This is a genomic window from Klebsiella sp. D-Nf1 (genome assembly GCF_002810515.1).
GTDB classification, from domain to species: Bacteria; Pseudomonadota; Gammaproteobacteria; order Enterobacterales; family Enterobacteriaceae; genus Klebsiella; species Klebsiella variicola.
Genome location: NZ_PIOK01000009.1, coordinates 15980 through 30700 on the forward strand (window position 1 = coordinate 15980; position 14721 = coordinate 30700).

Sequence of the window (14721 nt, forward strand, 5' to 3'; positions counted from 1 at the left end):
TTAAAAAGGCGCTAGTATGCGCCTTTTTAATTAAAAGAAATCTTTACTATCCTTAAAACGTTCATAGACCTCTTGCTCCCTTTTATTCCAAGATTCATCTGTTATGTAATTAGGTTTCCATTCTAAACTTTCCCAACCACTAATTAAAAAAGCAATAGCAAAACGGTCGTCGTTATTAACCATGGTGTTCGAGCCAACGTCGACTTTAGCCACTAAACCTATTGCTTTTAAATACCCAACTGCATTAATTACCTCTTGTTTTGATAGAGTCAACTTACCACAAATGATTGATAAATTTACTGAAATATAAACCTCCCCTCTAGACCTTATCATCAAAAGATAAAGGTATACCTTTAGAGCATTTAGTTCATTAACTCCCCGGTTAGTCATTGCTTCAAAAGAAGGGATATGACTCTTGTCGTCTACCACTCCCTTGTAGGGCATTTTGCACCAAAAACCATGACTTGTGCTGAAGTCAGCCAAATCTCTACCTTTTTCTCTTGGCTTGCAATTTATTAGTATGTATCTTTTCTTTCTCTCGCCTTTTGTACGAATAATCTTAGCCTCTTCGAGGGCACGTAAACCAGAGTTGATCAATTTTCTGCTCAAAGAACACATTGCAGCAAAGTCGTCATAGGTTAAGTTCGCGCCGATCTTGCCTTCTTCATCAATATCTGACTTTAAACAAATTACGATAAAGAGCTTAAGAACAGAAATTCCCTGAGAAACTTTATTTTTCTTTAAGCTTTGTAAGAATTTTTTATCTCTCATTATGTAGTAAGGCATTGGCTTCCAAAGTGGGTTCATTTCACTTCCCCATGACCAAATAGTAAACAAACAAGAGTAAGGCAGCCGCGACAAACAGTTTCGTTAACTCATCCGCTACGTCAGCAAGACGTAACAAGCATTTTACTATATTTTCCATAGACATACTCGTATCCTCGTTCAAATATTTGGTTTGTTGAAATTAGTATGCGGCTTTACCTAAAGACTTAATAGTCTTTAGGTAAAGCTCTTTCTAGAATAGAGGTACACATAAACTTCTTATAAAACAGAAGGATAACTAAAATTTATAGTTCACGAGAATACTGTTAGAGTTCACGAAAGTATTACTCTAGCTTTCACTCTCTAAGAAATTTCATGACGACATCAACACTCTTTTCTAGAAGTGCATATCAGTCCGCATAACAAATGCCTTGCTTGACGCATTGAACGCCTCTAGGAGATCACTAAGATAAGTAAGTACATACAAAACAAAGGAGAAGTACATGAGGATGATGTAAAGCCAATCTGTGCGGAAGATGCTTAACATCTTGAGCGAACACTAGGCATTAGCACTCTTTTGCAACCATTTACAGCTCAAAATATATAAGTTAGTATTTACCTATTATGAAGATATACATAGATATCCTGTTACTCATCTTTTCAATACTGTTTATGTTGGACTGCCTGATGATCGGGACACTCAAGAAAGCTCTGTCTCCTGTCAACGGAACCACTGTGAACATGCTCGCACTGGTGCTGGTCGTCACCTCTACAGCACAGGTCTACACAGGGATAGTGGTATGAGAAAAATAACGCTTCTGCTGGCCGCCCTCTCCTTTTCTCTGCTGGCGGATACCCGGATTTACCAATGCGATATGACCGTATCGCAGATGAAAAATGATCAAATCAGCAGACCTACTAAAGCTGACTTCGGCGCGCTGGTCGTTGATAGCGGAGAGCAGTTCTATGTCGTCCGCGGCGATGAGGTTCTCTCATCTCCATATCTGGCTAAACGCAACGGTAAACTGGTTGGCGTTGGCGAGGACAAGCTTATCTACAACAAATCCCACGACGTCTACGGCGTTCATAGCAAAGACCAAAGTTTCTTTTTCGACGGATGTAAGGAGGTTGGTTAATGGCTCTCACAATGACTGGTCTGGAGATTGAGAAAACAAGCGGCTACTGGAGAGCGAAAGGCTTCCGAAAACCGGACATGCTGGAGCGTCTGGAACGCGAAGACGGTTACATCATCCACCAGCGTCGGGAGTGGCGCATGTTTGATCCTGAAACCGGGAAACTCACATCGAAAGCACAAACGCTTTGGGGTTTGCTCAAGCAGATCCACTAACCGATGTTTCTGCAGCGCGTTTTAAGTGTGATGGAATAACATTTGTTAGTAACCACCAACCTAGCATTCATGCGGGTTAACAGGTTAGTGACCACTGGGGAAGCCATATTGTTATCTACGCGGGCCTGACGCAAAGCAACGACTGCGTCGCCCGTTTTCAGGATATCTAATTCAGTGCTGTATTACCGCTCACAGCATACGTTGCCAGTGAATTACCGCTGGCAGCATACCTTGTGCCGTTCACAGCATACGTTTTACCGCTGACAGCATATCTTTCACCGCTGACAGCATACATTCATAGGGCAGCAGTTGCCCTTAGACGTTAGCCATGTCGATTTATAAAGACCGCAGATAGTGGAAATTTACCGCTGACAGCATACGTTTTACCGCTGACAGCATACATTGAGACAAAAGAACCGCTGACAGCATATGTTGAACCGCTGACAGCGTATCAAAGCAACTTGAGGCTATTGGTGAGTATCTCGATCAGCTTGATATTCTCTGGCGTCAGGTTCTGCGACAGCTCAGAAATTTTGTTTTTGAGGTTCTGTTTCGCATCAATTTCACCCTTCGCTTCTTCTGCCTGCTTAGGCGCCTCTGGCTTCTCGGGTTTGCTCGATGTTACTTTCAGTTTTGGGTTACGACTGTGGATCTGGATGTAGACAGAGCGGCCACGCTTAACCTCGCTATATTCGAGATAGCCCAGCTCTTGCAGTGACTTCAATCCGTTCCTGATAGTCTGGTTTTGCGAGCTGACGTTGCGCGTGCTCAGATTGAGCCTGGCGCGCAGCCGGGCAAGAGATACCGGTGCAGGCTTAGGAGGAAGACTTTCGATGAAAGTATACAGCGCCTGGGCCGTCTCCTTGCGCGGGAGCTTGTTGATGACCTTTAACTGCAGCAGAACTTTGTGGTCAAAGCGATAGAGCTCAGACAGCTTAGGTTCAGCATAAAAGACAATAGAGTCTTTCTTCTCGTTGTAATCAACGCTGTTTATGAGGTGAACCATCAACAGGGATATCTTGTTGGTGTCGTCGACGTTCTTCTCTTCATGAGTGCGCTGGAACGACAACGTCGTGCGCATGATCTTGAGCAGGCTGTTTGTCAGGCGGTCTCGCAGGGTTTTACGGATCTGCGAGGACGGGTAGCCGCAGAACTTGGCGAACTTCGTGATGCTCAGCTCAACGCGCCCGGTTGGCTCGCCGTATTCAGCCAGAGAGCGAACAACACCAACCCAGGTTTTGAAGTCATGATCCATATCCAGTCGCGGACCGGTGATTTTAATGTTTGAATAACCCTCTGACCGCGCGACTTCCAGCTGGACAAGCTCTCTGGATGCGTCGATCATGTTGGACTTGTTGCGAGAGCTATTCTTCGTTCCTTTGAGTGTCGGCACGAAGAGGCCAAGACGCATTAAAGCGATTGGCTGCACCGTGTTGTTGCTGTTAGGAACTAAATCACCTGTGTACAAAGTGAGAGCTTCTTCCTCAAGAATTTCGTTATCTTCAGGTATTTCTTTGATATCGCTCTCTTTTTTCTTTCTTGTGGACATGTGGATACCTTTTGGTTCTAACCGCTGACAGCATACGTCAATTACCGCTGATAGCATACACAAAACCGTTGGCAGCATATACCGTACCGCTGACAGCATATCGTTTACCGCTGACAGCATACACGGATCAGTCCTTAGCCCAGGCGTGGCGCGGCCTGCGGCGATCGGGGATCTCTTTGGATCTATATGGGGATCTGTATAGGGATCTTATTATTGGGATCTAACCAGTGGATAAGTGGATAAGTAAAACAGGCATTTGCGATTACAGGTGTGCCTAGTAAGCTATCGTGGTTCCGGTCAACAATCACTAAAACGAGAACATGGACTTAAAACGCACACGTTGGGTACGCCGTCTGGAAGACGGAACCTACACCATAGAATCAAACTCCACACTGAGCAACGAGAAGGTTCTCTGCAGCCTGTGCGGCATAGCCTCGAAGTGCAACATCAACGAGACCCGACTCAAGTTGCGTGACGCCGGCGTTAACTTCCACCTGAACAGCTGTGCCAGATACGTACCGCTGCTGGCATTTCGAAAACCGATCATCGGTCTGGATACCCCATACTTCAACACTATGCGTTCAGGCGTTACCTGGCGTGACAGATTGACCGAGGGGAAGATTGTCTGCCTGGTTGAAGCTGATACTGCGAAGATCCTTCGATTCGGTGTCGTGGATAAGGTTTACTCTGGGCCAGTTGATGAAATGCTGAGAAAGCACAGTCGATTCAATCACCTCTGTATGGGCGGAGAGAAGATCGAAAAAGTAGGTGAACTGATCCGCAGATCTTATGGCCACTTCCTGAAAGAAGACAGCCTGCTCACTGCGATTTACATCAGACACATCAAACGGGACTTTGATATCGAGTATCACAGCGAAGAAGAACTCGATTTAGTCGACCCTCGGCCAAAAGCGGAAGTGTTTAGCATCGCAAATGCGCGTCAGAAGCTCTCTGACGAACCCTAAACGAACAAAGGGGTCTTTACGCGAATACAAAATAGCGTAGCTTAGAATGCATCTGAGAAGCCAAGGGGGTGATATATGGACGATTTTTACTCAAGAGAGATTACTCTGGCTGATATGCCCTTTCTGATGCATGAATTCGAGGAAGGAGCACGTCTTGGTCACTTTACAAATGAGATCATCACGCCAGCCGGTGGGAAGAAGTTTGAAAAACAAACGCGAGAAGCGATTAAGACGCGCGACGCTGAAGGTTATTCATGCCATTTCATCTTCATCCTGCTTCGTCGTTCAGACGATAAAAAAATTGGCCTGATCTGGTTTACCCCTGCGATTGATCCAGCTGGAGATCCACGTCTTGAACTCCGTGCCGTCTGTATCACCAAATCTATGCAGGGTAAGGGATATGGTTCGATGCTCCTGTCGGACATGATTGACTCAAACGCACAACAACCAATGATGGCAAAGTGTTACGTCAAATCAACAAAAATGGCTGAAATGCTTAAACGCCGAGGCTTTCACCTTGTTGATACCAGCCCCACAGGTACTCAACTGCTTTTCCGCAACCCACGCTGAGACCACACCTAGAGCCTAGATCTTACTTGAATGTCTAGCTCTACCTTATAAAAATAGGTATGTACTTACTTATCTATTTTGCCATAATATTCCGCCTGTAGATTTTCTAATGTGCCGTGTTTACTTGGTTGTTGGCCTGTTTTACATGCTTAGAATCTATATCAAAATAACCACAAAGGAAAATACACATGACGTTGCCATATGGGGTAATCTCCGATCCCCATTACCACAAATGGGATTCATTCTCGACGACCGATGCAGATGGTCTCAACTCTCGGCTGGCCATTCAGCTGGAGGCCACAAAAGAAGCGGCCATCGCTATGAAAAAAGCGGGCTGCAGCCACATGCTGGTGGCCGGCGACACATTCCACGTCCGCGGAACCGTATCCCCTACCGTACTCAACTACGTCTCCGATGCCTATGAGTGGATCGTCAAAGATCTGGGGCTCAGTGTTGCGATGCTGGCCGGCAACCATGACCTCGAAACGAACGACTCTGTCTACAGCGCTAACGCCGCTGCGGCGCTAAAGTCGATTGGCGTACAGATCGTCTGCGGCCGTAAGCCACACAGCATCAAATTGGGTGACGTCACAGTCCATATGGTGAGCTGGCGAAACAACCACGCCGAGTTAATTAGTGACCTGAAAGCACTTCGTGCGCGGCTTGACGGGGATCTGCACGACGTCGTGATTCATACCGCCATCAACAAAGCTATCCCAACAATGCCTGATGTTGGCATCGATGCGCAGGAGCTGAAAGACATAGGCTTTCGCCTGGTACTGTCCGGCCATTACCACAACCACAAGGAGGTGATCCCCGGAGTCATCAGTGTCGGCGCGCTGACTCACCAAAACTGGGGGGACGTAGGTTCGCTGGCGGGCTACATGATTGTGAACCCTGACGGCTCGTTCAGTCATTTCGAAACCTCGGCGCCGAAATTCGTAAACCTGGAAGACGATGTGGATGACAAGCAGATACGCGGCAATTACGTGCGCTTCCGGGCCGTCGTCGAAAACGATGAGGAAGGCATCAAGCTGCAGAACGTCCTGAAGTCCATGGGAGCGAAAGGTGTTGTATGCAACTTCATCCGCAAGGGCTCAATGATGGAGGGTACTGCCAGCACCTCAGAGACCAGCAAAATCGACAGCCTTGGCGAGTCTGTTTCTGCTTACTGCAAAATCGTTCATGACACAGACGGTGGATTTGACCTAACCAAACTGAATGCCTTGTGTCAGGAGATCCTCACCGAAGCGGAAAGTGCGGAGGCGGTGTAGTGACTTCCTCCCACAATAATTTCTGGGATTTCATCCAGATGATTAAACGGCTTGAAAGCGGGAAGCCCGTTTTATTCCAGAAGCCCTATCCGCCAGAAGGAAACCCACAGGCGTTTTACCTTGGTCAACTAACGAAACGTGGCCTCCTGTCACGTAACTCCTTCCCGGCACATACGGAATACCGCCTTCGCAAAGGGCAGAAATTGACTAAAGCAATTCGAGGCAAAGCATGAAATTTTTAACGCTCGAAGTGGAAAACTTCATGGCGCTGGCAAACGCCAAGGTCGAGCTTGATCAGCGTGGGCTGGTGCTCATCCAGGGTGTTAATGCCGGGGACTCATCGGCCGCCAGCAATGGCGCTGGTAAATCAACCCTCATGAATAGTTTGATGTGGTGTATTTATGGCGAGACATCACATGGTGTTAAAGGTGACGACGTTCTCTCTACGGGCCATGAGAAGAACTGTCGCGTAAAAGTCACCATTGAAGACGAAGGTAAACGCTACGCCATTATCCGCCACCGCAAGCATAAGGAATTTAAAAACCGGCTTATCGTCCGTGGCGAAGACGGCGACATGACAAAGGGTAAAGATTCGCTCACCCAGGAGTTTGTAGAGCGACTGATCGGTGCGTCAAAAGAAGTATTTATGGCATCGATCTATGCCAGTCAGGAGGCGATGCCTGATTTGCCTGGCATGTCGGATAAAAACCTCAAAACCATCGTAGAAGAGGCTGCCGGCGTCGATCGTCTCACCAAAGCCTACGCGATTGCTCGCGAACGAGCCAACGCAGCTGCCGCACGCATGGAGACCACTAAAACCAAGATGGACGCCTGCTTATCTCTGGTCGAATCGGCCCAGAATGAGCTGGAGTCTGCCAAAACCTCCTCTGAAGCCTGGGAGCGAGACCGCAGCGAACGGCTTGATGTCGCCCGTGCCGATCTGGTTGGAGCGGAAGTCACGCTCACTGAGGTCGAAATGGAGTTGCGCAGTCTGCCGGAGCAGATCCGCGATACTGAAAATGCCATCGGTAAAGAGCGGGAAAAACTTGCGTCCAAAGAAGAGCACGACGCCAAGCTGGTTAAGGTTCGTGGAGCGATCACTGATATACGCGCCAGCATCCGCATTACCGAAAACATCCAGAAGGAAGCGATGCAACGTGCTCGCGCATTCAAGGTGAAAGCGGAAGAAGTAAATACCAAAGTCGGTGAGCCGTGCCCTACCTGTGGCAAGGCTTATTGCGTTGAAGATCTGTCCACCGTGAAGGAGAGTTTTGTTGAACAGGCGCGCAGTGAGATCAGCCAAGCGCAGGCATCTGCAACGTCAGTGGCTAAATACCAAGAGCATCTTGAGAAGGCGCTCAAAATCGAATCATCACTTGTCGCTAGTACACCAGATGTGTCTGCCATTATTTCCCGAATCGAACAACTGACTAAAGAGCTTGGAACGCTTCGTCATCGGGAAAAAGAAGTCGTGGCTGTAGAAGCTTTGGTTGCCCGGGCGCGGAGCGAAGTAGATCGCATTACCAAAGAAATTAACCCATTTCTGGCTGTCATCAAACGCCATGAAGAAAGCCTGGCTGCCAATAAATCTAACTATGGTGTACTTAAAACTGAGTTAAAGAATATACAGGAGCAGGCTCTGCTGCTTGATAAAGCGCGCCAGGTCTACTCTCCTGCCGGCGTTCGCTCGCATATCCTGACCTCCGTGACGCCTTTCCTGAATGCCCAGACAGCGGAATATCTCAATACACTGTCGGACGGAAACATTGTGGCGGAATGGTCAACGATGGAATCAACCAAGAAGGGCGAGTGGCGCGATAAGTTCAATATCAGCGTGCGCAAGATCGGCGCCAGCAAAACCTTCCAGACATTGTCAGGTGGCGAAAAACGCAAAGTGCGCATTGCGTGCTCCCTGGCTCTGCAGGATCTGGTGGCCAGCCGCGCGAGCAAGAACATCGAGCTGTTTATCGGTGATGAAATTGACGATGCGCTGGATACTGCCGGGCTGGAGCGTCTGATGGGTATTCTGGAAGCAAAAGCGCGCGAGCGCGGCACGGTGATGATCATTTCTCACAAAGAAATGAAGTCATGGTTCCGGGAAACCATCACAGTGGAAGTGAAAGAGGGCCGCAGCTATGTCGTTTAACCTAAGTCGCACGCAGTTTTTGCAAATGTTTGCTGTGATGCAGTCATTCAGACTGATTAACAGCTATACCGCTGCTGGGGCGGCTCCTGGTGTCGGTTGGCAAAATCTCAATATTGAGACGGAGCAGTTTACGGCTCTGAAAGATCTACTTTTCAAGACCCCGTTAATGCCAAGTCTGAAATCGATGCCGTCAGGAAGTACAGCGCCCATTCTGATCAACCCATTTTCGGAAGGTGGCTATCTTCCACACACTGGGCCTGGGTTCGTGGTGATCCCGGAATCACCTGAGATGGTTATCAAAGATGATGCGCAGTACGGGGCTATAGAGGCGCATACCAGCAGCGCGTTTACTAACCTGACTCGACTGGCAAATGCACGTGCTGGGCAGGTTGCAATGCCAGGCATTGCATTTGCTGGCATCAATTTCAATTGCGATTCACATGGGACATTTCCAGAAAATGGTAAATTAAGCTTCGAGACTGAAGATGGCGATAAGGCAATTGTTGAGCTCTCTGTCCCCTATGTACTTCGTTCTAACAGGATGGTTGCGCGTAAGCTGATGGATATCATGTCCTACTTCATCGGGCAGAGCATGATCGACGCAGACATAGAAAATGGTGTGCTGACCAGTGACAACATACACGTGGTGAGCCGCATTCCAGAGCCCGTTCGCAAGTCTCCAGTTAAAACCCTGGAAGAGAAATTAATGGAATGCCCGGTATGGGCAACATGGTAAGGAAACTCTATGAGTAAAGTGATCAAAGTAGTTGGCGTCGACCCTTCAATGAGCAACTTCGGGCTGGCCATTGGTACGCTGGATCTGGATACAGACAAACTGGAAATCCATGGTCTTGAACTGGTTGAAACCAAAGCCGGCGGAACGAAGAAAACCGTCAGAGTAAACAGCGATGATCTGCGCCGGGCTAAAGAAATCTGGCGCACCGCCAGGCCCATCATTGAACAGGCCCACATGGTATTTTGTGAACTACCGGTGGGTAGTCAAAGCTCTCGCGCGCAGACTTCTTACGGTGTATGTATCGGCGTTCTTGCTTGCGTTGATAAGCCACTTATCCAGGTTACGCCAAATGAAATTAAGCACTACGTCGGGAATAAACTGACCACATCTAAAGAAGAGATCATCCAGTGGGCGATTACAAAACAGCCTGATGCCCCTTGGTTGCGTCGGAAACAAGCGGGAAAAGACGTACTCGTTGCCAAGAATGAGCACCTGGCTGATGCCATAGCTTCGATATATTCTGGAATGCAGACAGACCAGTTCCGACAAGTGCGCGACGTTCTTAAAGGGATTTTATAATCCTCAATTGATAGGTAAGTACTTATTTAATACTATAGGCCACTACATTTAGTGGCCTTTTTTGATGGGTGATACATGATAAGGATTGTCAAACGTAATGGCTCCACAGAGCCGCTATCCGAAGAGAAGTACAACCGCGTCGTGATGTGGGGTGTTGAAGGTATACGTAACGTAAGCGCCTCTGCCGTAGCCATGGGCGCTGCCGCGAGCATTTTTGACGGCATGACAACTTCGCAGCTTCATGAGGCATTGGTTAAGTCGGCTGCAGATCTGATTTCGCCTGAAACTCCGAACTACTCCCAGGTCGCAGCACGCCTGAACATGTTCAAAATTCGCAAAGATGCCTTCGACGAATACGCTTACCCAAGTTTCTATCATCATATCGTCAGCAACGTCAGCCGCGGCGTTTACGATGAGGATTTGCTTAAGTTTTACTCCCGCGAAGAGATCGCTGAACTTGGCGTGTATATCAAACCCATGCGTGACGAACTCTTTGGTTATGCCGCGACTGTTCAGCTGGCGAGTAAGTACCTCGTCCAGAACCGAGTCACCGGCGAAATCTACGAAGCCCCGCAGCAGCTGTATATGCTGGTGGGTATGTGTCTTTTCCAGAATTGGGAAGATGGTTGTGCCGGTAAAACACGGCTGGAAATGGTGAAGGGGTTCTATGACGTCACCAGTACATTCAAATTGTCTCTGCCCACCCCAATCATGGCCGGCGTCCGTACCCCGACGCGCCAGTTCTCCAGCTGCGTTCTGATTGAGTCCGAAGACAGTTTGAAAGGGATCAGCGCTGCGTCATCTGCCATTATCGATTACGTGTCGCGTCGTGCTGGCATTGGGATTGGTTTTGGCCGACTGCGTGCATTGGGGAGTGAGATCCGCAATGGAGAAGCCACTCACACTGGCGTAATCCCCTTTCTGAAACACTTCCAGACCGCTGTGAAATCATGCTCGCAGGGTGGCGTTCGCGGGGGCGCCGCGACGGCTTTCTACCCAATTTGGCATCTGGAAGTTGAAAGTCTGCTGGTGTTGAAGAATAACCGCGGCATCGAGGAGAACCGTGTTCGTCATCTGGACTATGGCGTAATGATCAACCGCCTGATGTATCGCCGCCTGGTACGCAACGAGAATATTACGCTGTTCAGCCCGCATGATGTGCCGGGGCTCTATGATGCTTTCTTTGTCGATCAGGACAAATTCGAAGCGCTGTACCTGCAATATGAAGCTGACGAGAGCATCCGCAAGAAATCCGTTCCTGCTGTTGATCTGTTCTCAACCCTGATGCAGGAACGAGCCTCTACCGGCCGCGTGTATATTGCTAACGTTGACCATATGAACGAACACGGCGCCTTCGATCCGAAAGTCGCTCCAGTTCACCAGTCAAACTTATGCATGGAGATTACGCTGCCAACTAAACCGCTGGCGTTTACCGATGACCCCGATGGTGAGATCGCCCTTTGCACGCTGTCTGCGTTTAATCTGGGGGCATTACGCTCACTGGACACGCTGAAAGAGGTTGCATTCTATGCGGTGGCTGCGCTCGATTCCCTACTCGACTATCAGGATTACCCGATGGCCGCAGCGGAAATTCCGGCAAAAGCACGTCGTAGTTTGGGCGTCGGCGTTACCAATCTTGCGTACTATCTGGCGAAGAACGGATTTAACTACTCTGATCCGGCCGGCAACCAACTGGTGCATGAAACGTTTGAAGCGATCCAGTATTACCTGCTTGATGCAAGTTGCCGGCTGGCGGAAGCCAAAGGCGCCTGTGATTGGTTTTCCCAAACTAAATATGCCCAGGGACAGCTGCCGATTGACCATTACCGCAAGTCGCTTGACGCTAACCCTGATACGTCCTTTGAGCTGAAAATGCCTTGGGAAGAGCTGCGCGACCGCATACGCGAATATGGTCTGCGTAACTCTACCCTGACAGCTCAGATGCCGTGCGAAACGTCCAGCCAAATCACCAACTCCACAAATGGTATCGAACCGCCGCGTGGCCCTGTTTCCGTGAAATCATCCAAAGACGGCATTGTGAAAATGGTGGTTCCGGACTTTGCGGCACTGAAAGATCAGTACGAGTACCTTTGGGATATGCCGGATAACCGCGGCTATCTGACCAAAGTTGCGATCATTCAGAAGTTCTTTGACCAGGCTATTTCAGCCAACACCAACTATGACCCTACTCGCTTCCCGGGCGACAAGGTTCCAATGATGAAGTTGCTTGAAGATCTGCTCTTCGCTTATCAGCAAGGCGTGAAGACGCTTTATTACCACAACACACGAGATGGTGCCGGTAAACGCGAAGACGATGATCTGGCCTCTGTTGCGTTGGTTGAGCCAGAAGATGAGTGCGATGGCGCATGCAAAATCTAATAAGCGTGGGGAGATATCCCCACCTTTCACTTCATTGAATGCCTCATTTTAACCAATAAGATAATAACTTGTTTAGAAGTGCATCTAATCAAATTGTTTAATAATACCGATAACATTCAAAGGGAAACACATGAGTTACTCCACTTTCCGTTTGGGCGCTAACGACGCAACCAAAGAGCCTATGTTCCTCGGGCAGTCTGTCAACGTTGCGCGTTACGATCAGCAGAAGTACCGCGATTTCGAAAAGCTGATTGAAAAACAACTCTCCTTCTTCTGGCGCCCGGAAGAAGTAGACATAACCACCGATCGCATCGATTTCAATACTAAGCTGCAAGAGCATGAGCGACACATTTTCCTGAGCAACCTCCGTTACCAGACTCTGCTGGATTCCGTTCAGGGACGCAGCCCAAACGCAACGCTGCTGCCGCTTATTTCAATTCCAGAGCTCGAAACATGGGTGGAAACATGGTCGTTCTCTGAAACCATTCACAGCCGCAGCTACACCCATATTATTCGCGGTATGGTGGATGATCCGAGCATCGTCTTCGATGGCATTGTGACCGACGAGGAAATTATCAGCCGGGCTATCAGTATCTCTACAGAGTACGACAAGCTCTATGAGATGACCTGCGCGCGCCAACACCTGGGAGAGGATGAATTTGAACAGCTCTACGTCTCTGAATTTGACGGAAAGCCCTACCCTCTCCAGCGCCAGCTGTTCCGTACTTTGGTATCCATCAACGCGCTGGAGGCCATTCGTTTTTACGTTAGCTTCGCCTGTACGTTTGCCTTTGGTGAAAGGAAATTACTTGAGGGCAACACCAAAATCATGCGCTTCATTGCGCGCGATGAGGCACTTCATTGTGAAGGCACAGAACGAATGCTCCGTTTTATGCGTGCGGGCCGCGAAGGCTTGCTATGGGCCCAGATCGCTGCGGAGGAGGAACCATTCATCTATCAGACCATGATGGACGTTGCCGAACAGGAAATGCGCTGGGCTGATTACCTGTTTAAAGATGGCTCAATGATTGGTTTAAACGCCGATATCCTGAAAAGCTATGTTAAATACCGTACCAACCTTGCGATGCGTCGTCTTGGCCTGAAACCACTATACCCGGAGATAAAAGATGATCCGCTGGTGTGGATGAACAAATGGCTGTTGTCTGACACCTTGCAGATTGCGCCGCAGGAAGCTGAGCAAAGCACATACCTTGTTGGCCAGATTGACTCCGCTGTTGATCGCGCTGGATTAAGCCAGTTTGCCGATTTGTAAGCCTGAATAAAGATTTTGTGGCCTGGTCGCTCTGGGCCACAATGAACGCGAAAAAAAGCACTAAGGAAAGAGAAAGCATGAAATTAACGAAACTGACCGACCATCTCAAGCTGGCCACCGATAAGCTGGTGGGCTTCAAACCAGAGCCATATGAGCTAAACCCCGGCTTTGGAGAAGCGACTGAGAGTATTTACAAGATGGTCGACCAGTTCCACGAGCTGTTTCAACACCCGCGTCGTGTAATGCCCACTCCGGAGCTGCTGCGCCTGCGCGCTAAGCTGATCCATGAAGAGGCGGTAGAAGAAGGGCTGCCTGCAGCGAAAAATGGGGATATACAGGGATTGTTGGATGCAATGGCTGACTTCCTGTATGTGGGCGTCGGGACGATGGTAGCCATCAAAGGTGGGCTATCAACTGGTATGAGTTACTACACTCAGGAGCAAAGTGTCGATCGCTTTATTCATACCATTATGGTGCCTGGAAATACCGTCTTCGACGATATGGCCATCCCCTTCAATGAAGCAGAAGAAGCTGCGCTTATGCTGGCCGCGCTGGCCGATAAACTTGAACATAACAAGGTAGGTGATGCTGAGCTGATTCAGGATCTGCGCCGCGTGATGAACAAAATCTATGTGGCGTGCATGATGGTATATCGCCTGGCTGAATTCCTTGGCGTCGACGTCGTGGAGCTGGTGGCGGAGATCCACCGTTCTAATATGACAAAGCTGTGGCCGGCGGATGCTGAAGCGCGTCGTCTTGCCGTTGAGAGCTGTAAATATGATAAGAATGACCTCGGATTCCGCCATGCTGACGGCACTGACATGATGATCGGCTATCGCCTGTCTGATGGGAAAATCCTTAAATCGCCGACATATAGCGATGTCGTTCTGTCTCACTTCCTTGAGCAAGCACAGGCATCTTCGCTGTATGAAGTAGTAAAAAACAGCTTGTAAGTACTAACTTATCAATATATATTGAACTGGACGTGTGATCTATTGTCCATTTCTATCCTTATCAATCTTTATTTTCGATAAAGTTGAGCGTTGGTGGCCCTTTGGCCACCATTTTTTTACTTAATTTCTAGCCTGGATGTCTTCTCTGTGTTTAAAATGATAGGTATGTACTTACTTATTTCGT

At 48.7% G+C, this 14721-nt stretch carries 14 protein-coding genes; 12 read left to right on the top strand and 2 right to left on the bottom strand.

The window, feature by feature from the left end; genetic code table 11:
* Window positions 1–30 precede the first annotated feature (30 nt).
* On the bottom strand, window positions 31–807 hold the full coding sequence (locus tag CWM54_RS24400) for a hypothetical protein (RefSeq protein WP_206053116.1): 777 nt from the start codon (window positions 805–807) through the stop codon (window positions 31–33).
* Between the two features lie 758 nt (window positions 808–1565).
* Here CWM54_RS24400 and CWM54_RS24410 point away from each other — a divergent pair.
* Together CWM54_RS24410 and CWM54_RS24415 are read left to right on the top strand one after the other, a co-directional pair.
* Entirely contained in the window at window positions 1566–1901 is a 336-nt protein-coding gene (locus CWM54_RS24410) for a hypothetical protein (protein WP_100698775.1), read from the top strand.
* The gene (locus CWM54_RS24415) at window positions 1901–2113 is read left to right on the top strand and encodes a hypothetical protein (protein WP_014342074.1); all 213 of its coding nucleotides are present in this window, start codon (window positions 1901–1903) and stop codon (window positions 2111–2113) included. Before CWM54_RS24410 ends, CWM54_RS24415 begins: the two co-directional genes overlap by 1 nt.
* Window positions 2114–2564: 451 nt before the next feature.
* On the opposite strand, the gene CWM54_RS24420 is transcribed toward CWM54_RS24415, so the two are convergent.
* Window positions 2565–3782, bottom strand: a complete 1218-nt coding sequence (locus CWM54_RS24420; RefSeq protein WP_162557652.1) for a RepB family plasmid replication initiator protein — start codon at window positions 3780–3782, stop codon at window positions 2565–2567.
* A 200-nt stretch (window positions 3783–3982) separates the two neighbouring features.
* Here CWM54_RS24420 and CWM54_RS24430 point away from each other — a divergent pair, with 200 nt between their 5' ends.
* The 10 genes from CWM54_RS24430 to CWM54_RS24475 all read left to right on the top strand — a co-directional run bounded on the left by CWM54_RS24430 (window position 3983) and on the right by CWM54_RS24475 (window position 14537).
* A complete protein-coding gene (locus CWM54_RS24430; protein ID WP_080790184.1) occupies window positions 3983–4627 on the top strand; it encodes a hypothetical protein in 645 nt (214 codons plus the stop codon).
* 75 nt (window positions 4628–4702) lie between these two features.
* Entirely contained in the window at window positions 4703–5197 is a 495-nt protein-coding gene (locus tag CWM54_RS24435; protein ID WP_100698777.1) for a GNAT family N-acetyltransferase, read from the top strand.
* 188 nt (window positions 5198–5385) lie between these two features.
* Window positions 5386–6471, top strand: a complete 1086-nt coding sequence (locus CWM54_RS24440) for a metallophosphoesterase family protein (protein WP_021313776.1) — start codon at window positions 5386–5388, stop codon at window positions 6469–6471.
* Window positions 6471–6704 (top strand): hypothetical protein, encoded by a 234-nt coding sequence (locus CWM54_RS24445; RefSeq protein WP_072196416.1) that lies wholly within the window; start codon window positions 6471–6473, stop codon window positions 6702–6704. Before CWM54_RS24440 ends, CWM54_RS24445 begins: the two co-directional genes overlap by 1 nt.
* Window positions 6701–8617: an AAA family ATPase gene (locus CWM54_RS24450; RefSeq protein WP_087749595.1), complete on the top strand. Its 1917-nt coding sequence runs from the start codon at window positions 6701–6703 to the stop codon at window positions 8615–8617. Before CWM54_RS24445 ends, CWM54_RS24450 begins: the two co-directional genes overlap by 4 nt.
* Window positions 8618–8642: 25 nt before the next feature.
* On the top strand, window positions 8643–9353 hold the full coding sequence (locus CWM54_RS24455) for a hypothetical protein (protein WP_165785965.1): 711 nt from the start codon (window positions 8643–8645) through the stop codon (window positions 9351–9353).
* Window positions 9354–9362: 9 nt separating this feature from the next.
* Complete coding sequence (locus tag CWM54_RS24460) at window positions 9363–9932, top strand: hypothetical protein (RefSeq protein WP_040177334.1); 570 nt, start codon at window positions 9363–9365, stop codon at window positions 9930–9932.
* Window positions 9933–10007: 75 nt separating this feature from the next.
* Window positions 10008–12311, top strand: coding sequence for a class 1a ribonucleoside-diphosphate reductase subunit alpha (nrdA, locus tag CWM54_RS24465; RefSeq protein ID WP_100698781.1), 2304 nt, complete (start codon window positions 10008–10010; stop codon window positions 12309–12311).
* A gap of 130 nt (window positions 12312–12441) precedes the next feature.
* Window positions 12442–13584, top strand: a complete 1143-nt coding sequence (nrdB, locus tag CWM54_RS24470) for a class Ia ribonucleoside-diphosphate reductase subunit beta (protein WP_046882089.1) — start codon at window positions 12442–12444, stop codon at window positions 13582–13584.
* A gap of 77 nt (window positions 13585–13661) precedes the next feature.
* Window positions 13662–14537: a phosphoribosyl-ATP pyrophosphohydrolase gene (locus CWM54_RS24475; RefSeq protein ID WP_100698783.1), complete on the top strand. Its 876-nt coding sequence runs from the start codon at window positions 13662–13664 to the stop codon at window positions 14535–14537.
* The last annotated feature ends 184 nt before the right edge of the window (window positions 14538–14721 follow it).